Origin of the sequence: Luteibacter yeojuensis, assembly GCF_000964085.1 — a bacterium.
GTDB classification, from domain to species: Bacteria; Pseudomonadota; Gammaproteobacteria; order Xanthomonadales; family Rhodanobacteraceae; genus Luteibacter; species Luteibacter yeojuensis_A.
This window is the reverse complement of the sequence record NZ_JZRB01000003.1, coordinates 100,954-125,454: the sequence shown is the minus strand read 5'-3', so window position 1 is coordinate 125,454 and position 24,501 is coordinate 100,954. Positions and strand designations below refer to the sequence as shown.

The 24,501-nt window shown below is 64.7% G+C and carries 22 protein-coding genes and 3 tRNA genes; 19 read left to right on the top strand and 6 right to left on the bottom strand.

What is annotated here, in order from left to right; all coding sequences use genetic code 11:
* The first annotated feature begins 56 nt into the window (after positions 1-56).
* The 7 genes from clpX (at position 57) to fabV (ending at position 8,146) form a co-directional block, all read left to right on the top strand.
* On the top strand, positions 57-1,346 hold the full coding sequence (gene clpX, locus VI08_RS02020; RefSeq protein ID WP_045827862.1) for an ATP-dependent Clp protease ATP-binding subunit ClpX: 1,290 nt from the start codon (positions 57-59) through the stop codon (positions 1,344-1,346).
* A 172-nt stretch (positions 1,347-1,518) separates the two neighbouring features.
* Positions 1,519-4,032, top strand: a complete 2,514-nt coding sequence (lon, locus tag VI08_RS02015) for an endopeptidase La (protein ID WP_045827861.1) — start codon at positions 1,519-1,521, stop codon at positions 4,030-4,032.
* A 336-nt stretch (positions 4,033-4,368) separates the two neighbouring features.
* The gene (locus tag VI08_RS02010) at positions 4,369-4,641 is read left to right on the top strand and encodes an HU family DNA-binding protein (protein ID WP_045827860.1); all 273 of its coding nucleotides are present in this window, start codon (positions 4,369-4,371) and stop codon (positions 4,639-4,641) included.
* Between the two features lie 18 nt (positions 4,642-4,659).
* Positions 4,660-4,734 (top strand) — tRNA-Val (locus tag VI08_RS02005).
* A 9-nt stretch (positions 4,735-4,743) separates the two neighbouring features.
* Positions 4,744-4,820: transfer RNA gene (locus tag VI08_RS02000), tRNA-Asp, on the top strand.
* A gap of 60 nt (positions 4,821-4,880) precedes the next feature.
* Positions 4,881-6,791 (top strand): SurA N-terminal domain-containing protein, encoded by a 1,911-nt coding sequence (locus tag VI08_RS01995; protein WP_045827859.1) that lies wholly within the window; start codon positions 4,881-4,883, stop codon positions 6,789-6,791.
* A 131-nt stretch (positions 6,792-6,922) separates the two neighbouring features.
* Positions 6,923-8,146 (top strand): enoyl-ACP reductase FabV, encoded by a 1,224-nt coding sequence (gene fabV / locus VI08_RS01990; RefSeq protein WP_045827858.1) that lies wholly within the window; start codon positions 6,923-6,925, stop codon positions 8,144-8,146.
* A gap of 86 nt (positions 8,147-8,232) precedes the next feature.
* Here the strand turns inward: fabV and VI08_RS01985 are convergent, their stop codons facing one another.
* Positions 8,233-9,495 (bottom strand): transglycosylase SLT domain-containing protein, encoded by a 1,263-nt coding sequence (locus VI08_RS01985; protein WP_052697627.1) that lies wholly within the window; start codon positions 9,493-9,495, stop codon positions 8,233-8,235.
* Positions 9,492-10,259: a hydroxyacylglutathione hydrolase gene (gloB, locus tag VI08_RS01980; RefSeq protein ID WP_045827857.1), complete on the bottom strand. Its 768-nt coding sequence runs from the start codon at positions 10,257-10,259 to the stop codon at positions 9,492-9,494. Before gloB ends, VI08_RS01985 begins: the two co-directional genes overlap by 4 nt.
* A gap of 119 nt (positions 10,260-10,378) precedes the next feature.
* Between gloB and VI08_RS01975 the strand changes: the two genes are divergently transcribed.
* From VI08_RS01975 to dnaQ, 3 genes are read left to right on the top strand one after another with little or no spacing between them, the layout of a single operon-like run.
* Positions 10,379-11,071: a methyltransferase domain-containing protein gene (locus VI08_RS01975; protein WP_045827856.1), complete on the top strand. Its 693-nt coding sequence runs from the start codon at positions 10,379-10,381 to the stop codon at positions 11,069-11,071.
* 9 nt (positions 11,072-11,080) lie between these two features.
* A complete protein-coding gene (gene rnhA / locus VI08_RS01970) occupies positions 11,081-11,536 on the top strand; it encodes a ribonuclease HI (RefSeq protein ID WP_045827855.1) in 456 nt (151 codons plus the stop codon).
* Complete coding sequence (dnaQ, locus tag VI08_RS01965; protein WP_045827854.1) at positions 11,533-12,258, top strand: DNA polymerase III subunit epsilon; 726 nt, start codon at positions 11,533-11,535, stop codon at positions 12,256-12,258. The genes rnhA and dnaQ overlap by 4 nt, the downstream gene beginning before the upstream one ends.
* A gap of 43 nt (positions 12,259-12,301) precedes the next feature.
* Here dnaQ and VI08_RS01960 read toward each other — a convergent pair whose 3' ends face one another.
* A complete protein-coding gene (locus tag VI08_RS01960) occupies positions 12,302-13,009 on the bottom strand; it encodes a PP2C family protein-serine/threonine phosphatase (RefSeq protein WP_045827853.1) in 708 nt (235 codons plus the stop codon).
* Positions 13,010-13,133: 124 nt separating this feature from the next.
* Between VI08_RS01960 and VI08_RS01955 the strand changes: the two genes are divergently transcribed.
* The 3 genes from VI08_RS01955 to VI08_RS01945 all read left to right on the top strand — a co-directional run bounded on the left by VI08_RS01955 (position 13,134) and on the right by VI08_RS01945 (position 15,507).
* Positions 13,134-13,223 (top strand) — tRNA-Ser (locus VI08_RS01955).
* Positions 13,224-13,303: 80 nt separating this feature from the next.
* Positions 13,304-14,767, top strand: coding sequence for a site-specific integrase (locus VI08_RS01950; RefSeq protein WP_157006250.1), 1,464 nt, complete (start codon positions 13,304-13,306; stop codon positions 14,765-14,767).
* Positions 14,764-15,507 (top strand): hypothetical protein, encoded by a 744-nt coding sequence (locus tag VI08_RS01945; protein WP_045827851.1) that lies wholly within the window; start codon positions 14,764-14,766, stop codon positions 15,505-15,507. The genes VI08_RS01950 and VI08_RS01945 overlap by 4 nt, the downstream gene beginning before the upstream one ends.
* Before the next feature lie 80 nt (positions 15,508-15,587).
* On the opposite strand, the gene VI08_RS01940 is transcribed toward VI08_RS01945, so the two are convergent.
* Both VI08_RS01940 and VI08_RS21940 read right to left on the bottom strand, forming a co-directional pair.
* Positions 15,588-17,726, bottom strand: a complete 2,139-nt coding sequence (locus VI08_RS01940) for a TonB-dependent copper receptor (protein WP_084621175.1) — start codon at positions 17,724-17,726, stop codon at positions 15,588-15,590.
* Positions 17,727-17,782: 56 nt separating this feature from the next.
* Positions 17,783-18,157 (bottom strand): DUF2946 domain-containing protein, encoded by a 375-nt coding sequence (locus VI08_RS21940; RefSeq protein ID WP_198148816.1) that lies wholly within the window; start codon positions 18,155-18,157, stop codon positions 17,783-17,785.
* Between the two features lie 180 nt (positions 18,158-18,337).
* On the opposite strand from VI08_RS21940, the gene VI08_RS22480 reads away from it, so the two are divergent.
* The 5 genes from VI08_RS22480 to VI08_RS01910 all read left to right on the top strand — a co-directional run bounded on the left by VI08_RS22480 (position 18,338) and on the right by VI08_RS01910 (position 21,773).
* Positions 18,338-18,655 (top strand): DUF2946 family protein, encoded by a 318-nt coding sequence (locus tag VI08_RS22480; RefSeq protein ID WP_045827850.1) that lies wholly within the window; start codon positions 18,338-18,340, stop codon positions 18,653-18,655.
* 82 nt (positions 18,656-18,737) lie between these two features.
* The gene (locus VI08_RS01925; RefSeq protein ID WP_045827849.1) at positions 18,738-20,144 is read left to right on the top strand and encodes a PepSY-associated TM helix domain-containing protein; all 1,407 of its coding nucleotides are present in this window, start codon (positions 18,738-18,740) and stop codon (positions 20,142-20,144) included.
* Complete coding sequence (locus VI08_RS01920; protein WP_045827848.1) at positions 20,141-20,596, top strand: copper chaperone PCu(A)C; 456 nt, start codon at positions 20,141-20,143, stop codon at positions 20,594-20,596. Before VI08_RS01925 ends, VI08_RS01920 begins: the two co-directional genes overlap by 4 nt.
* Before the next feature lie 151 nt (positions 20,597-20,747).
* Positions 20,748-21,272, top strand: a complete 525-nt coding sequence (locus tag VI08_RS01915) for a GNAT family N-acetyltransferase (protein WP_045827847.1) — start codon at positions 20,748-20,750, stop codon at positions 21,270-21,272.
* Between the two features lie 246 nt (positions 21,273-21,518).
* Positions 21,519-21,773 (top strand): hypothetical protein, encoded by a 255-nt coding sequence (locus VI08_RS01910; protein WP_157006247.1) that lies wholly within the window; start codon positions 21,519-21,521, stop codon positions 21,771-21,773.
* Between the two features lie 221 nt (positions 21,774-21,994).
* On the opposite strand, the gene VI08_RS01905 is transcribed toward VI08_RS01910, so the two are convergent.
* The gene (locus VI08_RS01905) at positions 21,995-23,776 is read right to left on the bottom strand and encodes a hypothetical protein (RefSeq protein ID WP_045827845.1); all 1,782 of its coding nucleotides are present in this window, start codon (positions 23,774-23,776) and stop codon (positions 21,995-21,997) included.
* Positions 23,777-24,046: 270 nt separating this feature from the next.
* Between VI08_RS01905 and VI08_RS01900 the strand changes: the two genes are divergently transcribed.
* Positions 24,047-24,400 carry a hypothetical protein gene (locus tag VI08_RS01900; RefSeq protein WP_157006244.1) on the top strand — a complete coding sequence of 118 codons (354 nt, stop codon included), beginning with the start codon at positions 24,047-24,049 and terminating at the stop codon, positions 24,398-24,400.
* The last annotated feature ends 101 nt before the right edge of the window (positions 24,401-24,501 follow it).

Here is a 24,501-nt window from a genome sequence, read left to right as displayed (position 1 = left end):
GGCGGGGCGCTGTGCTATTCTCAAAGCGCATCTGGATTCTCAGTAGGGCCCAAAGCATGAGCGACGAGCGGCAAGGCCGTTCCAACGACGGCAAGATTCTGTACTGCTCCTTCTGCGGCAAGAGCCAGCATGAAGTGCGCAAGCTGATCGCCGGCCCCAGCGTGTTCATCTGCGACGAATGCGTTGAGCTGTGCAACGACATCATCCGCGAAGAGCTTGAAGAGAAGGCGGCCTCCGGCCGCACGCATCTCCCCAAGCCGCGCGAAATCATGGAAGCGCTCGACCAGTACGTGGTAGGCCAGACCCGCGCCAAGAAGGCGCTCTCGGTCGCGGTCTACAACCACTACAAGCGCATGGAATCGCGCCAGAAGAACGACGAAGTCGAACTCGGCAAGTCGAACATCCTCCTGATCGGTCCCACCGGTTCGGGCAAGACGCTGCTGGCCGAAACGCTTGCGCGCCTGCTCAACGTGCCTTTCACCATCGCGGATGCCACGACGCTCACCGAAGCCGGCTACGTCGGCGAGGATGTCGAGAACATCATCCAGAAGCTTCTGCAGAAGTGCGATTACGACGTCGAGAAAGCGCAGAGCGGTATCGTCTACATCGATGAAATCGATAAGATTTCGCGCAAGAGCGAGAACCCCTCGATCACGCGCGACGTCTCGGGCGAAGGCGTGCAGCAGGCCCTGCTCAAGCTCATCGAGGGCACGCTCGCGTCGGTGCCGCCGCAGGGTGGCCGCAAGCATCCGCAGCAGGAATTCCTCCAGGTCGATACGCGCAATATCCTCTTCATCTGCGGCGGTGCGTTCGCCGGCCTCGAGAAGGTGATCCAGCAGCGCTCCGAGACCACCGGCATCGGCTTTGGCGCGGAGGTCCGCTCCAAGGAGCGCACCGAAAACGTTGGCAAGATGCTGTCCGAGGTGGAGCCGGCCGATCTGGTTCGCTTTGGCCTCATCCCGGAGTTCGTCGGCCGCCTGCCGGTCGTGGCCACGCTCGACGAACTCGACGAGGCTGCGCTGGTGCAGATCCTCACCGAGCCGAAGAACGCCATCACCAAGCAGTTCCGCAAGCTGTTCGACATGGAAGGCGCCGAGCTGGAATTCCGCCCGGAGGCTCTCTCGGCCATCGCCAAGCGTGCGCTCAAGCGCAAGACAGGCGCGCGCGGCCTTCGCACCATCCTGGAGCAAGTGCTGCTCGACACCATGTTCGAGCTGCCGTCGCTGGAGCACGTAAGCAAGGTCGTCGTCGATGATGCCGTCATCGAAGGCCAGGCCGAGCCCTACCTCATCTATCGCGGCAATTTGCAGCAGCGCATAGCGGGCGAGGGCGGCGACGCCGCCTGACCCAGCCATCGCTGGCACGCGTTGAACGGCCCCGGCGCCACATGCGCCGGGGCCGTTTTTGTATGGTGCCGCCGCCCTTGATCGCGCCTTCGCGAACCTCCACTTGACTACCATGGTGGCTCCGGCGCAGTGTCGGGGCGAGCCCCACACTTTTGAGGGAAAACCCAGACACATGGCGAAGATTCGCAGAGAAACCACGAGCGAAGCCGCGCTGGACCTGCTGCCGGTCCTGCCCTTGCGCGATGTCGTCGTCTACCCGCACATGGTCATTCCACTGTTCGTGGGGCGCGACAAATCCATGCGCGCGCTCGAGCAGGCCATGGAGGGTGAGCGCCAGATCCTCCTGGTGGCGCAGAAGAGCCCGGATATCGACGACCCGTCCGTAAGCGACCTGCACCAGGTGGGTACGCTGGCCGGCGTCCTCCAGTTGCTCAAGCTGCCCGATGGCACCGTCAAGGTGCTCGTCGAGGGCCAGTCGCGCGTGCACATCGATGCGTTCGAAGACGATGCCGGCATGATGCGCGGCCGCTCCCGCGTCATCGAGCCGGTCTACAGCAGCAACGACCGCGAACTCGACGTGGTGTCGCGCTCGCTCGTCTCGCTGTTCGAGCAGCTGGTGAAGCAAAGCCGCAAGCTGCCACCGGAAATCCTCGCCACGCTTTCGGGCATCGACGACCCATCACGCCTGGCCGATTCCATCGCCGCGCACTTGTCGGTCCGCATGGCCGACAAGCAGAAGGTGCTCGAGACCTCCGACGTCGGCCAGCGCCTCGAGCTGCTCATCGGGCTGGTCGATGGCGAGATGGACCTCCAGCAGGTCGAGAAGCGCATCCGCGGCCGCGTCAAGTCGCAGATGGAGAAGAGCCAGCGCGAGTACTACCTCAACGAGCAGATGAAGGCCATCCAGAAGGAGCTGGGTGAAGGCGAAGAGGGCGCGAACGAAATCGAGGAGCTCCAGAAGAAGATCGACAATGCCGGCATGCCCAAGGCGGTGCTGGCAAAGGCGCGCCAGGAGTTCAACAAGCTCAAGCAGATGTCGCCGATGTCGGCCGAAGCCACGGTGGTGCGTAACTACCTTGACTGGGTGGTGGGCGTGCCGTGGAAGAAGCGCAGCAAGGTCCGCAAGGATCTGGCGCTGGCGCAGGAGACCCTGGACGCCGACCACTTCGGCCTCGAGAAGGTCAAGGAGCGCATCCTTGAATATCTCGCGGTGCAGCAGCGCGTGAACACCATGAAGGGCCCCATCCTCTGCCTCGTCGGGCCGCCCGGCGTGGGCAAGACCTCGCTTGGCCAGTCCATCGCCAAGGCGACGAACCGCAAGTTCGTGCGCATGAGCCTGGGTGGCGTGCGCGACGAAGCCGAGATCCGCGGCCACCGCCGTACCTATATCGGTTCCATGCCCGGCCGCATCGTGCAAAACCTCAACAAGGTTGGCACGAAGAACCCGCTGTTCGTGCTCGATGAAATCGACAAGATGTCGATGGATTTCCGTGGCGACCCCTCGTCTGCGCTGCTCGAAGTGCTCGACCCGGAGCAGAACCACGCGTTCAACGACCACTACCTTGAAGTCGACCTCGATCTGTCGGAAGTGATGTGGGTGGCCACCGCCAACTCGCTGAACATCCCGGGCCCGCTGCTCGATCGCATGGAAGTGATCCGCATCCCTGGCTATACCGAGGACGAGAAGCTCAACATCGCGCAGAAGTACCTGTTGCCGAAGCAGCTCAAGGCCAATGGCCTCAAGGATGACGAGCTCACGGTGGCCGAGGACGCGGTGCGTGACATCGTGCGCTACTACACGCGTGAATCGGGCGTGCGTAACCTTGAGCGCGAGATTTCCAAGATCTGCCGCAAGGTGGTCAAGGAGCTCGCCCTGGGCACCGTGCCGGCAAGCGCGAAAGCCAAGGTGGCGAAGCCAGCGGGTGGCAAGGGCGCGAAGGCCAAGGCGCTCGCACCGCACCAGGTGCACGTCGATGCCAGCAACCTCGACCACTACCTGGGTGTGCGCCGCTTTGATTTCGGCCGTGCCGAGCAGAAGAACGAAGTGGGCCTGGTCACCGGCCTGGCGTGGACGCAGGTCGGTGGCGACCTGCTCAGCATCGAAGCATCGGTGGTGCCGGGCAAGGGCCGTCTCGTCAACACCGGCCAGCTTGGCGACGTGATGAAAGAGTCGATCCAGGCCGCGCTCAGCGTCGTGCGTGCCCGCGCGGCGGGCCTCGGCATCGAGCCGGATTTCCACGAGAAGCTCGATATCCACATCCATGTGCCCGAAGGCGCCACGCCGAAGGACGGCCCCAGCGCGGGTATCGCCATGTGCACGGCGCTCGTGTCGGCCCTCACCAAGGTGCCGGTGCGCTCCGAAGTGGCGATGACGGGCGAGATCACGCTGCGTGGCCGCGTGTTGCCCATCGGCGGCCTGAAGGAGAAACTGCTCGCGGCGCATCGTGGCGGCATCACCACGGTGATCATCCCCGACGAGAACCGCAAGGATCTCGTCGACCTGCCCGAAAACATCACCAGCTCGTTGCAGATCCATCCGGTGAAGTGGATCGACGAAGTGCTCGACCTCGCGCTCGAGCGGCCGCTCGGCACGGGCAAGACGGGTGACGACGGCAAGCCGGTTGAGGTTGCGCGTAAAGCGGGCAAGGGTGGCAAAGGCAAGAACGCGCCATCGCTCACGCATTGACCGCTTGATGTAACGTTCCGCCACGGCGGGAAAAAGGGCGCACCCTGGTGCGCCCTTTTTTATTTCGTCGTCCTGTCATTAATGCTCCGCGATAATCTTTTTCTCCGTGCGATGCAAGCCTCCCGGCATGATGCACTTTCGCTGAAAACGTTGGTATTGCTCGTGTTGCGGCGGGGGGAGGGCACTGGTATAAAGGCCACACCGCCATCGCCCGCGCCGCAAGGGCGCCATGCATCGCGGGGTCGCCGACATTGCCCATGGCAGGTCCGTTGACCTGACGTATTTTCGTCCGGGATCGCCGTCCGGCGTTCCGAATTACCTTTAGGGAGTCACGTAATGAACAAATCCGAACTTATCGCCGCTATCGCTGAAAAGTCCGAGCTGTCGAAGGCCGACGCTGGCCGCGCGCTCGAGGGCTTCATCGAGGCGGTGAAGGACGGCCTGAAGAGCGGCGGCGATGTCGCCATCGTCGGCTTCGGCACGTTCAAGGTGCGCAGCCGCGCTGCCCGCACGGGCCGCAACCCGCGCACGAATGAGGAAATCAAGATCCCGGCGTCGAAGGTCCCGGCCTTCACGGCTGGCAAGGCGCTCAAGGATCACGTAAACTAAAGGGCTTACCGTTACGCGGGGTGCTTAGCTCAGCGGTAGAGCGTCGCCTTTACACGGCGCTGGTCGGGGGTTCGATCCCCTCAGCACCCACCAACGGAAAGTGGAGTGGTAGTTCAGTCGGTTAGAATGCTGGCCTGTCACGCCGGAGGTCGCGGGTTCGAGTCCCGTCCACTCCGCCAATGGTCCTGCAAAGGCGCCCGCGTGGCGCCTTTGCTTTATCTCCTTGTGCGAGTCGCATCATGCTGCAAGCCCTGCGTAACAAGATCCACGGTTGGCCGGCTGCCGTCGTCCTCGGCATCTGCGTCTTTGCCGTCGCCTTCTTCGGCATCGAGTCTTACTTCGTCTCCCGCGTCGATACCTTCGTCGCGAAGGTGGACGACCACGAGATCTCGCAGCAGGACTGGCAGAACCGCCTGACGGAACTGCGCCAGCAGCTCGCTGCCACGCCCAATGCGCCCTACACGGTCGCCGACCTCGAGAAGCCCGAGCTGAAGAAGCAGGTGCTCGACGGCATGATCAACCAGGTGCTGTTGCAGAAGGCCAACACCGATCTCGGCCTGGCCGTGTCCGATACCGCGGTGCGCGACGCCATCGGCGGCGACCAGGGCTTCCAGGTCGATGGCCGCTTCGATGCGGGCACCTACCGCGCCGTGCTGGCACAGCAGGGCATGAGCCCGGCCATGTACGAAGCGAAGGTGCGCACGGGCCTTGCCACGCAGATGCTGCCCGAGGCCATCGCGGCCACCACGCTCGTCAGCAGCGCCGACGTCGACAACTTCTTCCGCCTGCACGACCAGCAACGCGATCTTCGCTACGTCTCGCTGCCGCGCCCGTCGCTCGCCGATGCCAGCGTGGCCGATGGCGACATCGATGCTTTCTACAAGTCGCACATCGCCGACTACACCACGCCGGAGCAGGTCTCCGTGCAATACCTCGAGGTGAAGCAGGCCGACCTGAAGGTGGGCGAGCCCACCGACGAGCAGCTTCACCAGTACTACGACAAATTCAAGCAGCGCTATGCGCAGCCCGAGCAGCGCCTCGCCTCGCACATCCTGGTCAACGTGCCGAAGAACGCCACGCCCGAGCAGCAGAAAGCCGCGCTCGAGAAGGCGAAGAAGCTTGCTGCCGAAGCCACGCCGGCCAACTTCGCGAAGCTGGCCGCCGATAGCTCGGACGACCTTGGCTCCAAGCGTACCGGTGGCGACCTCGGCTGGCTCGAGAAGGGTGTCACCAACCCCGCGTTCGATGCCGCCCTGTTCGCCATGAAGAAGGGTGACGTCAGCAAGGAGCCCATCCTTTCGCCTGACGAGGGCTACCACATCATCTGGCTGCGCGACGCACGCGAGGGCGATTCCAAGCCGTTCGCCGAGGTGCGCGGCCAGCTCGCCTCCGACTGGGCCAAGGCCGAGGCCGAGCGCCTGTACAACGAGAAGGCCGGCCAGCTGGCCGATCTGGCGGAACGCAACCCGGGTTCGCTCGAGCCGGCGGCGAAAGAGCTGGGCCTGGCGATCAAGACCAGTCCGCTGTTCGGCCACCAGGGTGGCGAAGGCATCCCGCAGGATCCGAAGTTCGTGCAGGCCGCGTTTGCCGACGATGTGCTGAACCAGGGCAACAATTCCTCGCTGGTGCAGATCGGCAAGGGTGACGCCATCGTCTTGCACATGGCCAAGCACAACGCCGCCGCGCCGCAGGCCCTCGCCACGGTCAAGGATGCCATCCGCCAGCGCATCCTCGACGAGCGCGTCGATGCGCAGGCGAAGAAGCAGGCCGACGAGCTTGTCGCACAGCTTGCCAAGGGCGGTGACCTCGCCGCGCTGGCTAAGGCACCTGTGCAGACCGCCGCGGGCCTTTCCCGTAACAAGCTGGGCGAAGCGAAGGACGTGCCGCCGGCCGTGCTCCGCGAAGCCTTCAACCTGCCGCGCCCGGCGGGTGGCAAGCCGTCGTGGGCCACCGTGCAGGTTGGCAACGGCACCTATGCGGTCGTCGCGGTCGACAAGGTCACCGATGGTGACCCGGCCAAGGTCGAGAAGGCACAGCGCGATGCCCTGCGTGGCCAGATGATGGACGCCATGGCGCGCGCCGTGACGCTCGAATACATCGACGCCCTGCGTGCCAAGGCGAAGATCCAGGTTGCGAACGACCGGATGTAAACCGGGCGCCACCGTGCCCAGGTACGAAAACCCGCCCACGTGGCGGGTTTTTTTTGCCCTGCAACATGCGGAAGCGCATGGATGCCGTCCCGATTTAGAATGGCGGTCTTATCGCGTCAAAGGGACAACCCGTGATCATCCAACCCAAGGTTCGTGGCTTCATCTGCACCACCGCCCACCCGGTCGGCTGTGCGAAGAACGTCGAAGAACAAATTGCCATCACCAAGGCCAGCGGCGCGTTCGCCAGCGGCCCGAAGAAGGTGCTGGTCATCGGCTCCTCCACGGGCTATGGCCTGGCCTCGCGCATCACGGCCGCCTTTGGCCACGGCGCCGATACCCTGGGCGTTTTCTTCGAAAAGCCGTCGAGCGAAACCAAGACCGGCACGGCCGGCTGGTACAACTCGTATGCGTTCGACAAGCTGGCCCGCGAGGCTGGCCTGTTTGCGAAATCGATCAACGGCGACGCATTCGCCAACGAGACGCGCGCCAGGGCCATCGAGATCATCAAGAACGAGATGGGCGGCAAGGTTGACCTCGTCGTCTATTCGCTTGCCTCGCCCGTGCGCAAGCTGCCGGAGGGCACGAAGCTGGGCGAACCGGGTACGGTCGTGCGCTCCGCGCTGAAGACCATGGGCGAGACGTTCACCGCCTCGTCGGTCGATACAAACAAGAACGAAGTGGTGCAGGCCACGGTCGAGCCGGCCACCGAGCAGGAAGTGCAGGATACGGTCACCGTCATGGGTGGCGAGGACTGGTCGCTCTGGATCGACGCACTGGCGGAAGCCGGCGTGCTGGCCGACAACGCCACGACCATCGCCTACAGCTACGTGGGCACGTCCATCACGTGGCCCATCTACTGGCACGGCACGCTGGGCCAGGCCAAGCAGCACCTCGACCGCACCGCCGCCGAGCTGCGCGAGCGCCACAAGAGGCGCCACCTGCGCTCGTACGTGGGCGTCATGAAGTCGGTCGTCACCCAGGCCAGCTCGGCCATCCCGGTGATCCCGCTGTACGTGTCCATGGTGTTCAAGATCATGAAGGCCAAGGGCATCCACGAGGGCTGCATCGAACAGATCAACCGCCTGTTCCACGATCGCCTCTACCGCGCCGACGGCGCGCCGGCCGAGACCGATGCCGAAGGCCGCGTGCGGCTGGACGACTGGGAGCTGCGCGACGACGTGCAGGGCGAGTGCAAGGCCCTGTGGCCCACCGTCACCACCGCCAACCTGTGGGACGACACCGATTACGCCGGCTACAAGCATGACTTCATCAAGCTGTTCGGCTTCGAGGCGCAGGGCGTGGATTACGACGCCGACGTGGGCGCCGACGTGCAGTGGGACGTGGTGCAGCTCTAAGTTGTTTCGGTGGGAGCGCGCTTGCGCGCGATGGGCGCTCGACGCAACGCCCATCGCGCGCAAGCGCGCTCCCACATTGCCTGAGGTTAGCGCGACGCGGTGAGCTTCAACACCTGGCCCGGCTTCACGGCGGCGGTGTCGAGGTCGTTCCACTTCATGAGCTGTTCGACGCTCACCTGGTGGCGGCGCGCGATGGTCCACAGCGATTCGCCGTTGTTGACCTTGTAGACGGCGGCCTTGCCTTCGGGCTTCTTCGATGCCTTCGCGACATTCTTCGTCGTCTTCGACGCCTTGCCACCCTTGGTGGTTTTCGACTTTGCCGTGGCCTTCGCCGGCGTGGCGTCGGCGGCGTCATCCGCATCATCCGCGGCCGGTGCATCCGCCACCGGATCGACGGGGCCGAGCTTGTACTGGTCGGCCGCGCTCTTCGGCAACAAAAGCGTATTGGCCACCGTGCCCTTGCTGGTGCGGTAAGCCGGGTTGAAGTCGCGCAGGTCGTTCATCGACAGGCCCGATTGCTTCGCCGCCTGGGCGAGCGATTGCGGGTTGTCGACCTTCACCACCTGCAGGGCGTCGTCGCGATCCTGCTTAGGCAGCTGCACGTTGAAGCGGGCCGGGTCGCGCACGATGCACGCCATGGCCATGAGCTTGACGAGGTGCTCCTTCGTGTTCGCCTTCATCGGCACATCGGGCAGGCCATCGTCGTCCGACGGGCCACCATGCTTGTCGATGGTTTTCTTCAGGCCGAACTCGCCCGCGTTGTACGCGACGTCGACCAGGCGCCAATCGCCCAGGTCGTCGTAATAGCGGCGCATCATCGACATCACCGATTCGGTGGACTTGGTGATATCCAGCCGCTCGTCGTAGTTCTTTTCCACGCGCAGCCCAAGCGTATGCGCGGTCTGCGGCATGATCTGCCACATGCCGGCGGGGCGGTTCTTCGCGCCCGGAACATGGCGGTACTGGCTCTCGACCCAGGGTAGCAGCGCGAATTCGCCCGCGACACTGTGCTTCATCGCCGCCTTGTGCGCGTAGACGATGAGCGGCAGCACTTCGTTCACCTGCTGCTCGAAACGGTTGGGCATCTTCGTGTAGGTACGTGCCCAGGCCATGACCTGCGGATCGGCCTCGCAGCCGGGCATGGCGAAGCTGTCACGCATCTCGCCCCAGAAATCGGCGGGCGGGGCGGGGCGCGCCAGTTTCGGCGACATGTTGACGTCCTGCACCGTGTCGACAGGTGCCACCGGTGGCGGGGCCATGGCCGGCGCCACCGGGCGCGGCGTGGTGGCGCAGGCGGTGAGCACCATCGGGAGCAGGGTCGGCAACAGCCGGCGGGCCAGGCGTTTCATGCGGTGAAGGTGTCCTTGGCCTGGCGGAGCGCGGCGAAGCGTTCCGTCCGCGTGGCGTGTGCCTTGCCATGGGCCTCGGCCCAGCGGGCGATCGCCTCGCTGTCCACGCGCAGGAAAGGATTGGTGGCGAGCTCGTCGGCGAGGCGGCTGGGCACGCTGGGGCGGCCCTCGTCGCGCAGGCGCGCCACCTCGTCGCGACGGAGGCGCAGGGGGCCGTTATCCGGATCGACGCTGAGCGCAAAACGGACATTGGCCGCGGTGTACTCATGCGCGCAGCAGACCAGGGTCTCCGGCGGCAGGTGGGCGAAGGTATCCATGGCCGCGAGCATCTGCTCGGCCGTGCCCTCGAAGAGGCGGCCGCAGCCGACGCTGAACAGCGTGTCGCCGCAGAACAGGAAGCCCTCGCCCGCGTAGGCGATGTGGGTGCGCGTATGGCCCGGCACCTCGAGCACCTGGAACGTGGCGCGTGGCGATTCGAGCTGGACGGTGTCGCCGCCGCCTACGATCTGCGTCTTGTAGTGGATGCGCTCGTCGAGCGGCGCGAAGACCTCGACGTCGTGCTCGCGCACGAGGTCGAAGACGCCGCCGATATGGTCGTTGTGGTGGTGCGTGAGCAGGATGGCACGCAGCACCCAGCCGCGCTCGCGGAGAGCGGCTTCGACGGGGGCGGCTTCGCCTGGATCCACGACGAAGGCGTTGCCATCGTCATCGGCGACCAGCCAGATGTAGTTGTCGCTCAAGGCCGCGACGGGTACCCAATGCATCGGGCCGAACTCCGCTACGTCGGTGGGGCGGCCGGACTATATCAGCCGGGTATTTCCCGCTCGTTATCCCGGCGTTAACCGGTGCGGAGCCTCCGTAACCTCACTACACTGGGTTACCGATGCCCAACTTCGTCTCTGACATCTATGCGACGCCCCACGTCCGCAAGCTGCTTGCGGACGAGAACCGCGTGCTCGCCCCCTTGCTGAACCGCTGCACCGGCAGCCATGGCCTGCACCTCACGGCCGCGCATGCGGGCGAGCCCCCCGCCATCCCGCTGCTGGGCCACTGGGCCACCGTGCGCGTCGCCGGGGCCCACCTCGGCGGCGATGTACTGGCCAGCGGCCTTGAGCCCTTGCCGTTCACCGACGAGGCCTTCGGCGTGGTCCTGCTGCGCCACGCGCTGGAGACCACGGCCCGGCAGGACAACCTGCTGGACGAGGCCATCCGCGTGCTCGAACCCGGCGGCATGATCGCCATCACCGGGTTCCACCCGGTGGGCCTGTGGTCGCCCTGGGTGGCCCGCCAGAGCCGCGGCGCGCGTCCGCGGCTTACCTGGCCCTGGTGGTGGAGCCAACGGCTGGTGCGTGATGATTTCGAGCTCTCCATGCCCCGCCGGCTGGGCAGCGCCTGGCCGCGCGCGGGTGGCGCGGCGGCGGGCGAATCGCTCATCGGCGGCGGGTACCTGCTGGTGGCGCGCAAAAAACGCCCGTCGGCGGTACCCTTGCGCCCCCGCGTGGCCTTGTCGCCCGCCCCCGTGCCAGGCACGTTCGCCTCGGGCGCGCGCCGGCACGCCCGTGAAACCCTCCGCTGAAGAAGTTGCATGACCGACCACGTTGAAGCCTTCACCGATGGCGCCTGCCTGGGCAACCCCGGCCCGGGTGGCTGGGCCGCGCTACTGCGCACCCGTGGCATCGAAAAGATGCTCTCCGGCGGCGAGCCGGATACCACCAACAACCGCATGGAACTGATGGGCGCCATTTCCGCGCTCGAGGCCCTCACGCGCCCGTGCACGGTGCACCTCATGACCGATTCCAAATACGTCATGCAGGGCCTGCAGGAGTGGGTGCCGAAGTGGCGCCGCAACGGCTGGCTCACGGCCGACAAGAAGCCGGTGAAGAACCAGGACCTCTGGGTGCGCCTCGACGAGGCCACCCGGGCGCACACGGTGACGTGGGAGTGGGTGAAGGGCCACGCGGGCCACGAGGAGAACGAGCGCGTCGACGTCGCCGCACGCGACCAGGCCATCCTCTACAAGGCGAAGGGGCAGGTGGCATGAGGCAGATCGTCCTCGATACCGAAACCACCGGCCTGGAAGCGCACCTGGGCCATCGCCTGATCGAAATCGGCGCGGTGGAACTCGTCGGCCGCCGGCCCTCGGGCAACCATTTCCACACTTACCTCAACCCCGAGCGCGCCATCGACGAAGGCGCGCGCGAGGTGACGGGCATCCAGGACGAGTTCCTGCTCGACAAGCCGTTCTTCCGCGACAAGGTCGACGAGTTCCTCGCCTACATCAAGGGTGCGGAACTCATCATCCACAACGCGGCGTTCGACGTGGGCTTCATCAATGCCGAGCTGGCCCGCCTGGGGCCGCAGTACGGCACCGTGGCCGATCACGCCACGGTGCTCGATACGCTGGCGCTCGCCCGCACCATGTACCCGGGCCAGCGCAACAGCCTCGATGCCCTGTGCAAGCGCCTCGGCGTCGACAACACCCACCGCGACCTGCACGGCGGCCTGCTCGACGCGCAGCTGCTGGCCGATGTCTACGTCGCGATGACCTCGGGCCAGGTCGGCCTCGATTTCGTCTTCGACGCAGGCGCCGACAACAACGCGGCGAATGTGCTGGGCGACATCGTCATCCACCGTCGCCCCGTGGTGCTGCGCGCCACGGACGAGGAACTCGAGCTTCACGCCAGGCGGCTGGATGCCCTCGACAAGGCCGCCGGCGGCCAGAGCATCTGGCGCAAACTGGAAGCCGAAGACACGGTGCACTAACCCGGCAAAGCCCGCCCCCTTGTGGGAGCGCGCTTGCGCGCGATCACCCCGCGACGCGCAGCAGGATCGCGGTAATGTTGTCCCGCCCCGTGCCAGCCAGCGCCTCGAGCACCAGGTGGTCGACGCACTCCTGCGCGGCGATATCCGTCCGCGCCACGATGGCGCCGATGCGCTCATCGGCCACTTCATCGGTTAGCCCGTCGGTGCACAGCAGCAGGCGTGCACCGGCCGCGAGCTCGCCGCGGGCCAGCCCGATATGGAGTTGGTCGGGCGCCGTGATGCCCAGCGCCTGGGTGAGCACGCTGCGCTGCGGATGGTTGCGCGCCTGGGCCTCGGTCAGCTCGCCGGCCTCGACCAGGGCCTCGACAATGGAATGGTCGTGCGAGAGCCGATCGAGCGAACCCTCCACCCACCGGTAGATACGGCTGTCGCCGACCCACGCCGCCTCGTAATGGCGGCCGGCCACGCGGATGGCCGCGATGGTGGTGCCCATGGGGCGGGATTCCTTCAGGCCCCCGGAGCGGGCGATGAGCGCCTCGTTGACGCGCTGGATGGCATCCACCAGCGACTGCCCGGCGGTGACCTGCGCCACGACGCCATCGCGGGCCATGGCCGAAGCCACCTCGCCGTGCTGGTGGCCACCCATGCCATCGACGACCAGGAAGAGCCCAAGGCCGGCATCGGCGTAGTAGGTATCCTCATTGCGCAGACGGCGGAGACCCGTGTGCGTGCCGTGCCCGAACTCGATCATGGTGGCCCTGGAAAGCGTGGATTCGCGAGGGCAGGATGCCCCATCAAAAGGCTGTTGTCACGGCGCCGAAGACCCACTATCATTGCCGACTCGGCAGGCCGCACAGCCTGCCGTCGACCCTTCCGGAGAGGTGGCAGAGTGGTCGAATGTACCTGACTCGAAATCAGGCGTACGTGCAAGCGTACCGTGGGTTCGAATCCCACCCTCTCCGCCATTATTGCGAATCGTTGAACGCCTAGAAGCCTCGTGTTTCTGGGCGTTTTCCGTTTGGGTCACTCGGGTAGGTCAGAAGCCATGCGTCTACCCCACCATTTGCTCCGTCATAAGTCTGGCGTCTGGTATTTCCGACTGGTCGTTCCCCGCGATCTCCAGCTAGCCTTCGGCAAGAAAATCATCAAGCGAAGCTTGGGCGTGCGGGACATGCGCCTGGCCCGTTTGTATGCCTACGAGCTGGGCGCGCAGTATGCTCATGCCATCGCAGAAGCCAGGGGGAAAGGCATGGCGAACCGGGAATGGAAGGTCTCGAAGTTTGAGATTGATCACCGTGCCGACGGCGGGTTTTCCATGCGCACCGACGGCACCGAACAGGACAATACGGCTGCGCTAGAAGCCCTCCGCTTGCTTCAGGCAGTCCGGCCGACGACGCCCATGGCCATGGCGGTTGCGCCGAGTTCCCCGGCAGTCCCTGTGTCCTCGGCTCCCACGTTGTTGGAGGCATTCAAGCGCTACCAGGCTGCGGAACAGGCCGGGATGAAGCCCGATACCTGGGACCAACGCCAGCGGGCTATCTGGAGTTACATCGAGGCGCTGGGTCCTTCGAAGCGGGTGGATGAAGTCACCCCGCAGGAAACGGATCTTTGGGCCGCCGAACTTCAGAGCGAGGGGCGATCGAAGCGGACGGTGGCGCAGTGGGTTTCCCATGTCGCCCAGCTCTTTGAGGCCCAACGCCGCATTGGCAACGTCAAGGGAGACAACCCCGTCAAGGGCGTCGTAGTCTTCACCAAGGCAGAAAAGCTCGCTGCCAAAAATCGCGGGCATGGTTGGGAAGCGTTCGACGACGCGCAACTTGCCCGAATCTTTGATCCGAAAAACTTTGCCCGGATGACGACCACGCATGCCCGTTGGGGTTCGCTCATTGGCCTCTACAGCGGTGCCCGTGTCAGTGAAGTGGCCCAGTTGTTCTTGCGGGATTTCGAAGTGGTTGAGGGCACGAAATGCGTCCGCATCACCAACGAATCCGATGGCCAGAGCGTCAAAAACGAGGCCAGCAAGCGCCTGGTGCCGCTCCATCCGGATCTTTTGGACATGGGACTTTGGGCTCATGTGGAGCACCTGCGCGCCTTGGGTGAGGAGCGTCTTTTCCCAGGCATGAGGATTGATTCCAAATCGGGGGCTGGCAACGCCATCAGCAAGGGTTTTCGGTATCTCGTCCACGAAGTGCTGGAAATGAAGCCTCGCCGTGCGAAGGGAAAGATTGCGTTTCATAGCCTTCGAAAGTCGGTCATCCAGCGGCTCCAAACGAATCTTCCGGGAGAGCGGCGAAAGGCCCTGGTCGGGCACGAGCCCGGGGACGGCGTTCATGAGGCTTTTTACATGCGTCCATGGACCGCGGAAGAGTTGGCGACTTTCTTCCCGGAACTGGCCTGGCCGTTCATGGACAAGCCTGCGCTGAAAGCGATTCTGGCTAATGCTCCCAAAGGACGAGGACGGCCGAAAAGCGCCGCAAAGAAGCCGCAAAAACCGAAGGTTGCTCCATGAGCGATTGGATTGATAAAGATATCGCGAGCATGGAGATGTCCGACGCTGAAAAGAACGGTCTTCAGTTTTTTCGCAACTTTGAGAAGGCCATTGCTAAGAGGCGTGTCGAAACGTTCGTCTCCGGGGCCTCTTGGGATCCAGAAGTGATTCCCTCATTCGAGCAGTTCGCTACGCTCATGGTCGAAGAGGAAGAGCGGTCTCTGCCTGTGATCGCCTGTGCCTATGCGGACGACCTCTTAAAGGACATGTTCCTGCGCGAGCTGCCACGGCATGTTCCTGGCGGCCCCAAAGATCTGGTCACCGGATACGGTCCGTTGGCGAACTTCTCTTCTAGGGTAAAGCTTGCCTTCGCGTTCGGATGGGGCAGTGAGGACGTGCTGGGTGAGCTCGACCTGCTCAGGAAACTTCGGAATGACATCTCGCACAAATGGCGGACGTCGGAGTTCGAAGCCAAGCTGGTTGATCTGGTCGAGAATCGACAGTCGCCCATTGAGGCCATGTTGGACGACGCCAAGCACTTCCCCAATGGCCTGGGCGAGTTGACCCGTCAGCAGCGCCTGCGCGTTCGGTTGATTTGGCTCTTGGGGAGGCTGACTTACGAATGTCAGCTGTGGGTGCCCGCCCTCAAGGCAAGCTTGCGACCCTTTCAGGTGCTGTATTCAGGCGCTCCCCCGAAGCTGCTGGAGGCTATGAGTTCTTTGGCGATTAGCTCCACCAAGCGGATCCAAGCCGGACACTAAACGGGGATAGGGTTTGGACTGCGCAGACGCCAGCAGCAGGACGTTGAGGCCGGTCGACGCGGTCGCGCCGGCCTCCCTATTTACAACGTCACCTCCAGCTTGGCCCACACCGTTCGGCCTGGCTCATTGACCCGCGTAGTGTTCACGTAGCCGACCAGTCCGGCGGTGGCTGCGTTGATGTGTTCCGCGTAGGTCTTGTTGAGCAGGTTGTCCACGCCCGCACTTAGCGTCACGGCCCTGGAGAAGCGGTAGCCGCCATTGAGCGAGAAGACGCCGAAGCCACCTGTGGGCCCCAGGTCTTGGCCCACGATGTTGCCGTCGCCCACGGCTACGCGGTGCTGGGCGTGGACCAGGCGCCATAGCGCGCCGGCCGACCACACGCCGGTGTCGTAGGTCAGCCCAAACCGGGCTTCCAAGGGCGGCATCTGCGGCAACGGGCGGTGATCGGTCCGGTTTTCGCCCCAGGCATACGCCAAGGTGCCGTCCAGCTTCCAGCGATCGGTCAACGCAATCACCGCGCCTGCCTCGCCGCCTGCGGTGCGGGCATTGACGTTGCGCGCCGCGCCCATGGCCATCGCGTCCAGGCCATAGTGGATGAGGATGAAATCGTGGACGACCCCGGTGTAAGCCGACACCCACGCCTTCATGCGGTCGGTCCGGTATTGAAACCCGACATCGAGCTGGGTGGTCTTCTCCGGCTGGGTGCGTCGGAACCCGTCCACGTCCCCGGCCACGTGGCCTCCGAACAACTCCCAGTAGTCGGGGAAGCGCTCGACATGGCCCACACCGGCGTAGACGGTGCCAGGCACGGTGGCCAGGTCGTGTTCGTAACGCGCGAAGCCCGAGGGCAACCAGTTGGAGCGGCTGGCGGCGGTGGTCGCCGACGCACCCATCCCCATGTCCATGCCGCCCATGTTCATGCCATCCATGTCCATGCCACCCCCGTCGTCCGTGGCCAGGGTGTAGCCGCGCGCATGCGCGCGGTCCGCGCGGGCACCGGTGATCAACCGTGACTTAGTGTCGAGGGCCCACGTGGCTTCGGCAAACGCGCCGACGGTGCTCATCCGGGCATCGCGGTCCCGCGGCAGGTCGCGGTAGTAGCCCATCATGCTGCCGGGCGGCCCACCGTTGCGCACCGTGTGCGTGTTGGTCGAGCCATCCACGCCGGCCACGATCTTGACCACGTCCGACCAGTCCAGGGTGACCGCCGCCCGCCCGCCGTTGGTGCGCCGGGCCACATCGCTCGCCATCGCCGTGGGCATCATGGAAGCGGGGTCCGGATCGCGCAGGGTGTAGTTGTCCATCACGTGGTCGGCGTAGTTGGTGTAGACCTGCGCTTCGAGTTTGGTGACGTGCTCGGAGAGGTTCTTGGTCTCCACCTTCAGCCCCGCGCTTTCGCGCAAGAACTGCGCCCCGTCCATGCTGCTGAACGCATAGGCGGCTTTGCCATCACCGCGGCCGGCGGTGAGTTCCACACGGGTGTCGTCGGTCGGGGTCCAGCCCACCGTGGCATCGGCATTCCAGCGGTCGTAATAAGAGCGCACCCGATCGCCGTTGCCGTCGTCGTAGTCCTGGGAATGGGTGTGGTTGGCGCTGATGCCGAGGTAGCCCTGCGAAGTGCCGCCGCGCAGGTCCACCATCTGGTCGTTCCGGCCCCAGGAGCCGCCCAGCACGCTGGCGTTGAGCCCCACCGTCGGCTCGGTGTAACGGGTGAACTCCCGATCAAACAGCACCGTGCCGGCGGAGTTGCCCGGCCCGTAGAGCACCGTCTCCGGCCCCTTGATCACGGTGACCTTGTCGTAGAGCTGGGGCGAGATGTAAGAGGTCGGCGGATCCATGCGCGAGGGGCAGCCGCCCCCGATTTGGCCGCCGTCCACCAGAATGTTGAGCCGCGAGCCGACCATGCCGCGCAGCACCGGGTCGCCGTTGGTGCCACCCTTGCGGATGGTGGAAAAGCCCGGGATGGACTTGAGGAAGTCGGCGCCATCGCTGGCCGGCACCGGCTGACGGGGAGCCTTCGGGTCGGTGACCACGGTGAGCGGGCTGGTCTCCATCGGCGCGGTGACCACGATGGGGGTGAGGTTATCGGTCGGCGGTGGGTCGCCGGCGTGCGCCAAGGCCGGGCAGGCGAGTGCGATGAAGACGGGCAAGGGGCGGCGGGCCCACCGGTGGAGGCGAGCGGGCGCGCACGGACGGGCCGCGCGGGAGTGCGAGAACATGGGAAAGGTCCTGATTCGATGGAAAACGACCGCTTCGGCGGCCGGCGCTGGTCGAATCAGGCGAGCGGCGGCCCTCGTGGCGCGGCATCGAGCAGGGGGACCGCCATCGCGAGGCGCCGGGGCACCGCCGCCGGCGAGACCTCCGGCCCAAGGGCCGGCGGCCGCATGACCACGCCCGGGACCGTCGGCAACCCGGGGTGGTGGGCCATGAATGCGCAATAGCCGCAGGCGTCCATGGGCGCGGTGCCATGGTCTGGGGGAATGGGCTGGCCGTCATGGACCATCCCCATGTGGCCCTCGCACCAGTCACTGACCAGCGCGGCGGGTGGCCGGAGGACCTGGGAAACGACCGGCATGAACGCCGTCAGGCCCATCGCCACGAAGGCGAGCCAGGCGAACGCGCGGTGCGATGGTCGAAGTCGTCGAAACATGGGTCCCTGAAGCCGCTGGCGGTCGAGCCGCGTGCGCATGGTGCCCCCTCGCCCGGCGACCGGCGCTGTGGCACGTTGCCGCGCCGGGATGCGTGGAGACCTGCCCACTATGCCATGATCTGGACCCGGGTCCAGACTTTGGGGTGAGCGAGGGTGAGGCGGGTGCGCACACGCAGGCCGATGGCGGTCCTGGCCTGGCTGGCCTTGGGGCTGGCCTTGGTCGTGCCCGTGGCCTCGCGCCTCCATCAAGCGTGGGACGCGGTGCCAAGCTTGGGCGCCTGGTGCGTGGGCCACGGGGGGCCGCCGCCGCCCGATGCCTCGTTGGATGCCTGCGCCTACTGCGTCTGGCTCGCCCAGAGCCCGTGGCTGGGGGCCTCCGCGGTGCTGGTCTGGTTGGCGGCTGCGTTGCCGGTCGTCATCCGCCGCGCGGCGCGGGTTCCAAGCATCGGGCGATCGCCGTGGCGGATTCGGCAGGGGCGCGGGCCGCCCGCCGTGTGATCGAGCGGGGCGGCTTGGCTGCCCCACGGAACCCCGTCGACGCGGGGCACGGGCCGCTGGCCCTCGATCGCATGGGTGACTTATGAGCGTTTCCACGCCGCCGCCGCGCGGCGCGACCTACCGCATGATCTGGCGGTGGCATTTTTATTCGGGCCTCTTTTGCCTGCCGTTTATCGTGTGGCTGTCCCTGACCGGGATGATTTACCTGTTCAAGCCCCAGATCGAACCGTTCCTGGAGCGGTCGTATGCCCACGTAGCGCACGGGCCGGCCCAGCCGCCGTTTGTCCAGGTGGCCGCGGCCCTGGCCGCGGTGCCGGGCGGGGTGCTCAACGCTTACGAACTGCCCCAGACGTCCGACCAGGCCACGCGCATCCTGATCGGCAAGGGGCCCCGGGTGATCCGCGTGTTCGTGGACCCGTCGACGGCCCAGGTCCTTCATGTGGTGGACGAAAACGACCGCTTCATGCGGGTGATTTTCTACCTCCACGGCGAACTGCTCTCCGGCACGCCGGGGTCCATGCTGGTGGAACTGGCCGCCTCGTGGACCATCGTGATGCTGCTGACGGGGCTTTACCTCTGGTGGCCCCGGGGTGGCCGGCTTCGGGGCGTCCTGGTGCCTCGGCTCGGGGCAGGGGGTCGGGTGTTCTGGCGGGACCTCCATGCGGTCACCGGGTTTTGGATTTCGTTGATGGCGCTGTTCCTGCTGGTGTCGGGGTTGCCCTGGTCTAAGTCGTGGGGCGGGATGCTGAAGACGGTGCGGCAGACCTACGCGCAGTCGGTCGTGGCCCAGGACTGGACGATCGGCAGTGCCGCCGAGCGGCAGACGAACCGAGCGGCCAATACCCCGGTGGCCGATGAGCATGCCCACATGGCGGGCATGGGGGCGATGGCCGAGACGGGAAGGGTGGACCCCGATGCCTACAGCCCGCTGGACCACCTGGTGCCGGCGGTCGCGAAGTTGGGCTGGCCGGCACCCGTGTTGATCAGCCCGCCGTCCAAACTCACCCCAGCCTGGTCTGCGCGCACGGACACCCAAAATCGCCCGCAGCGGGTCGAGGCCCGACTGGACCCCGCCAGTGGGGCCATCGTTTCCCAGGTGCGCTTCGCCGATCGGCCGCTGCTGGATCGCCTCATCGGCTACGGCGTCGCGGTCCACGAGGGGCAACTGTTTGCGCCGCTCAATCAGGTGCTGGGGGTCGTGTCGGCCCTGGGCCTGCTGACCATGGCGGTGAGCTCGGTGGTGTTGTGGTGGCGCCGCCGGCCGGCAGGCACGTTGGGCGCCCCCGCCGCGCACGCCAAGGCCCGCTCGCCGGTGGTCGTCGTGGCGCTGGTATGCGTGTTGGGCGTGCTGTTGCCCTTGTTGGGGGCAACGTTGGTGCTGGTCGTGGTCGTCGAGCGCATCGTGCTCCGACGGTTCCCGGCGGCACGGCACGTGTTGGGCCTGACGGCCCCTTCGATTGAGAATGCTAACGTGAGGAGCGCACGATGAAGATTCGATGGATGGGTGTGGTGACGGTCGGTCTGGGCTTGGCCGCGGGGGCCGCAAGCGCCACGCAAGCGGACCATGTCCAGGTGAGCCAAGGGTGGATTCGGTTGCTGCCGGGATCCCTGCCGGCGGGTGGGTATGCGACGCTGCGCAACGATGGGTCCGAGGTGGCCACGCTCACGGAGCTAAGCAGCCCGAGGTATGGCGATGTGATGCTTCATGAGAGCGATACCAGCGGCGGCATGGGACGGATGGCCATGGTGGACCGTCTGCCGATCCCACCGGCCGGGTCCGTCGCCCTTTCGCCGGGCGGTTACCACGTCATGTTGTCCGACGCGCCCAAGCCCATCGCGGTGGGCGAGCGGGTGCCGATCCGCCTGACCTTCGAAGATGGCAGCCATCTGGATGCCTCCTTCGTGGTGCGCCCGGCCAACGCCAATAGCGCGACGGATTGAGGAGCAGTCATGGCCCCGTCGCTGCTTCAACTCATGGCCCAGGTGTGGACGCTGGTCTACACCGTGGGGATCACCATCTTGATTCTCCGTTTCCATGATCGAACGAGGGACCACCGCGGCCGACGTCCCTTGACCTTGCTGGATTAGGCGCATGACCGAGGTCGGATCATTCAACACGGTTCGGTTGCGTCTGCGGCCGGTGCGGCGTGAGGACGCCGCACGGCTGTTCGCCATCTATGGCGATCCCGCCACGCAGCGGTTTAACCCCTCGGGCCCGCTGCCCGATCACGAGGCGGCCAATCAACTCCTGCAGCGCTGGCTATCGGACTGGAGCGACGTGGGATTCGGGCCCTGGGCGGTCAGCGAGCGCTCGGACCCGGAGACCCTCATCGGGTTTGGCGGACTGTCTCGGTTGGCCTACGGCGACCGGCTCTTGCCAAACCTGGGTTACCGGTTTGCGGTGGAGGCATGGGGCAGGGGACTGGCGACGGAGTTGGCGATTGCCGCCCTGCGATGGGCCTTTGACGAGCTAGGACTGGCCGAGGTCTACGGCCTCGTGCGGCCAGCGCACACGGCGTCCATTCGGGTGCTGGAGAAGGTCGGCATGACCCAGGTGGGCACGCTCGATGATGCGGTGCCGGCAAGCCTGGTGTATCGGGTGGGACGGCCGCCGTAGCTACGCAAACTTACGGGATCACGGGCGGCAATCCGCGGTCCTGAAGTGGTATTAGGAAGAGTCGCTATGGCGTAACGAACGCTGGCCGTTTGCCGAATCCTCGTAGGGGTTCCCCGACTGACAGAGCGGGCAGAGATAGTCACTATTCTTTTCGAATGGCCGCTGCTGCGCTTTGCGTCAGTGACCGCCGTCCTCAAGGAGAGATCGGTGGCTCCAAAGCCTCTTGTCACGACCGGCGTCCTTAGCATGTTCGCCGGCGAACTAATCTTCATTCACCCCAATCTTGAGAGTCATGCCGTTCCATTTTGGCTGGCCATGGTGCTCTGGCTGGCATTTGGCGTTGGCGCCGCATGGTTGGGCGATCAGGCATACAACCGATGGCAGGTGAGCTCGAATACCGCATTGTCAAGGTTGATGAAACTGATCACCGTCGAGGCGGCCATCGTGGTCGCCGCGGTCGTGTTCTTCTGGGTGGTTTTTCTTCTTGCGGGCGTTGTCTGATCGGAACGCGATCGCCCACGTCGAATAGGCGATGTAAAGGCCGCAAACGACCCAGAAGGTGATTTCGACGTAACGAACCATGAGGGCTCTCTCTGACATTTCTGTAGACGTAGCTCAATCTCGAAAGGAGTCAAGTCGATGGCCGGGCGACCCGAATAGCTGGCCGTGGAAGATTCCCCCGCCATTGCGAAGAGGATCCCGTAGCCGTCGAATCATGAATGTCAGTTGGCGTCAGGTGGACTGATTTCGAACTTCCACTTGACCCGGACTTTGTTGAGGGGACTGGCCGCTGCGATCTGTTCGAGCGCAGTGCGCATTCGACCTCGCGCAACGGCGCGATTAGGATCCTGGTCGTCTTCGTAGAGTTCAAGCACCGAGGTGATGGTTTGATGGAGATGTTCACCGGGATGCTGGAGGATATAGGAGACGTAATCCTCCACCGGTGTCTCGGCCAAGATGGTCATGTCTTCGGTCTGGAGATACTGGTTTTGCCGCAGGGCATCCAACAGTTCTTCGAACGATGGACGTGTTTGTTTTACCCAAGCTGCGTAAGCGTCCGCAATGGCGTCGGCGAAGGCGTGGTCCTTGATCGGGTTGAACATTTCGACCTGACGCTTGGAAAGCTCCTTCCAGCGTTCCTCCGTGGACCGAGTAGCAATCCATTCGTCAATCATGCGGGACGCCAGCTCATCGTCTCCCAGCGTTCGCATGAGACGGATGGTGCTATCCGCATTAGTTGGTGACGTTGTGGTGATGAGTCGAAAGAAAGAATCCGACATTCGGGCAATGATTTCTTCACCGTTGTCCGCAAACGTGTCGTGGAATAGGCGCCACGTGCGGTTGAACTCCTCATCCAGATCCTGGGTCCGCATGCTCTGATCATAGGCATCGGCAGCGGCAGTGATCGTTTTTAGATCGGGGAAGCCTTGATTCACGGCATCAATCAACGCTTCATCGAGCTCGCCATGGAAATGGAAGTTGTAGCGCCCGAGGAGGTCATCCCAGCCCTTTTGTCGGGGATCGGGTGGCGCCGCTTCGGGTCGGGGATACATCCGTTCGACGGTGCGCATGAGGGATGACTTCGTGCCTTGATACGGCGGTGGTGCGCCTTCGCCCTGGCCGGCGACCATGTAGATATATAAGGCGAGGCAGCGCGCGATGTTGCGCCTCGTGGCGTCCAGCAGGTCTGGATTCAGCGCGGGTAAGATTTGGTCGCAGGCCAGCTTGACCCTTTCGATGATGCGCACGTTGGTCAACCGCAGGTCCAGGGCCGCATCCTTCGCGAAGCCATGGAGGGTTCCTTCGGCAGGATCCGGTTTGAAGATATAGCCCGCGCATACCTCGGGAGTCGCGGTGTAGATCACCTCTCCCAGAAAGACCTTCTCGCGGTTGGCTTCCCAAATGGTTTTGTCGCCCTCATCGAAGGCGCCATCGTTGAAGATCACGACCACCGAACATTTGCGCTCGATGACGAGCTGCGAGACAAGTCCCAGGACATCCTTGAGGGCCAGGCCGGCACCGCGACGTTCGAGATCATCGAGGCAAATCAAGGCATCCTTGACGCGACTGTAGGCCCAGCCCCGGTAGAGGGGGCCGAGGTTTCCGATATGCGGCACCCCCACGCCAGCGCCTGTGGCCATGTCGGCAAGGGCCTTGCCACGGACAGTGGCTGACTGGCGGAGCCGCTTTCGCCAACCCTGATCTTTCACCCGTTCGGTCAATGTCTGATCGGAGGTGCCGAGTAGGGCAGCAAAGGTGTCGTCTTTCATGTGCTCGACGGGTCGAATCTTTTGCGCCAGTTCGATGCGCAGGTCGGCCAGAGAGTTGATCCCGAACAGGGAAACATAGGCATAGTTGGGCCGAGTTTTCTGGGCTGCGATGGCGTGTTGCCCCGCAGTCTGATGCCAGAAGTAGGTCTTCCCCTGACCCCATTTGCCGACCACGGCGATGGCGCTGGGGGCCTCTTCGGTGATGAATCCGACAAGTCGATCGGTGACGGACATGGCATTCCCTCGCGCAAACGGTGAGTGGTAGAGCCGCCGGCTGGGTGCGCATACAGACCGGCCGCATCTGGCGGCCTGATGGAACCACTGAAGCGACAGCATGAGCAAGAGCGAGGCAAGGTGCGCGTCTTATGTGTTGTCGTGACAACACGCCGCGTCGATCAACGACAGCCTTCGGCTAGAGGCCGGACGGCTCACAAAAGTTGGCTCAACTTTTCGCCGACCCAACCGATGGCATGGCCCAAGCACATTCCGCCCATCGGAGGTTCCATGTCGTCCCGTCCCCGTTCCAAGAAACGCAACCGCGTCCGCGAGGCCAACCGAGCTCCCGGGATCAACCCCTCCGTGGTCCCGACGCGGGCAAGCCGCCTGCCGGCACGTTCGACGATGACGTTGATGGTTTGGGGGGCGTTGTCATTCCTGGGGTTCGCCTGGCTGGCGTCGATTGTTTACAACGTTGCCCCCGAGGCGGTCTCCATCGGCAACAGCCTTCCGCTTGAGAAGTGGGGCTGGAAGGGATTTCTGGTGTTTGGGCTACTGGCGTTCTTCTCCATTCCCATGTGGATCGGTTGGACGTTTGCCAGCCGATGCCAGGCGGTGCTGGCGGAGCGTCTGTTCAAGTGAACTCGAAGGCTGATCGAGATCAGATTCCCATCGGGAGGCCAGGCTGAAGAATCATGGCCTCTACCCATTGACATTCATTTTCGTTCCGCTTGATTAGGGCC

Bases quoted from the DNA above. Each gene is read 5' to 3' on its own strand.
- VI08_RS01975 (WP_045827856.1), top strand. From the start codon at position 10,379: ATGCCCAACTTCGTCTCTGACATCTATGCGACGCCCCACGTCCGCAAG.
- VI08_RS01985 (WP_052697627.1), bottom strand. From the start codon at position 9,495: ATGAAACGCCTGGCCCGCCGGCTGTTGCCGACCCTGCTCCCGATGGTG.
- VI08_RS01900 (WP_157006244.1), top strand. From the start codon at position 24,047: ATGTCGTCCCGTCCCCGTTCCAAGAAACGCAACCGCGTCCGCGAGGCC.
- VI08_RS22480 (WP_045827850.1), top strand. From the start codon at position 18,338: ATGGCGGTCCTGGCCTGGCTGGCCTTGGGGCTGGCCTTGGTCGTGCCC.
- VI08_RS01925 (WP_045827849.1), top strand. From the start codon at position 18,738: ATGAGCGTTTCCACGCCGCCGCCGCGCGGCGCGACCTACCGCATGATC.
- VI08_RS01960 (WP_045827853.1), bottom strand. From the start codon at position 13,009: ATGATCGAGTTCGGGCACGGCACGCACACGGGTCTCCGCCGTCTGCGC.
- dnaQ (WP_045827854.1), top strand. From the start codon at position 11,533: ATGAGGCAGATCGTCCTCGATACCGAAACCACCGGCCTGGAAGCGCAC.
- VI08_RS21940 (WP_198148816.1), bottom strand. From the start codon at position 18,157: ATGTTTCGACGACTTCGACCATCGCACCGCGCGTTCGCCTGGCTCGCC.
- lon (WP_045827861.1), top strand. From the start codon at position 1,519: ATGGCGAAGATTCGCAGAGAAACCACGAGCGAAGCCGCGCTGGACCTG.
- VI08_RS01995 (WP_045827859.1), top strand. From the start codon at position 4,881: ATGCTGCAAGCCCTGCGTAACAAGATCCACGGTTGGCCGGCTGCCGTC.
- VI08_RS01905 (WP_045827845.1), bottom strand. From the start codon at position 23,776: ATGTCCGTCACCGATCGACTTGTCGGATTCATCACCGAAGAGGCCCCC.
- VI08_RS01910 (WP_157006247.1), top strand. From the start codon at position 21,519: ATGTTCGCCGGCGAACTAATCTTCATTCACCCCAATCTTGAGAGTCAT.
- VI08_RS01940 (WP_084621175.1), bottom strand. From the start codon at position 17,726: ATGTTCTCGCACTCCCGCGCGGCCCGTCCGTGCGCGCCCGCTCGCCTC.
- VI08_RS01945 (WP_045827851.1), top strand. From the start codon at position 14,764: ATGAGCGATTGGATTGATAAAGATATCGCGAGCATGGAGATGTCCGAC.
- VI08_RS01920 (WP_045827848.1), top strand. From the start codon at position 20,141: ATGAAGATTCGATGGATGGGTGTGGTGACGGTCGGTCTGGGCTTGGCC.
- VI08_RS01950 (WP_157006250.1), top strand. From the start codon at position 13,304: ATGCGTCTACCCCACCATTTGCTCCGTCATAAGTCTGGCGTCTGGTAT.
- rnhA (WP_045827855.1), top strand. From the start codon at position 11,081: ATGACCGACCACGTTGAAGCCTTCACCGATGGCGCCTGCCTGGGCAAC.
- VI08_RS02010 (WP_045827860.1), top strand. From the start codon at position 4,369: ATGAACAAATCCGAACTTATCGCCGCTATCGCTGAAAAGTCCGAGCTG.
- VI08_RS01915 (WP_045827847.1), top strand. From the start codon at position 20,748: ATGACCGAGGTCGGATCATTCAACACGGTTCGGTTGCGTCTGCGGCCG.
- gloB (WP_045827857.1), bottom strand. From the start codon at position 10,259: ATGCATTGGGTACCCGTCGCGGCCTTGAGCGACAACTACATCTGGCTG.
- clpX (WP_045827862.1), top strand. From the start codon at position 57: ATGAGCGACGAGCGGCAAGGCCGTTCCAACGACGGCAAGATTCTGTAC.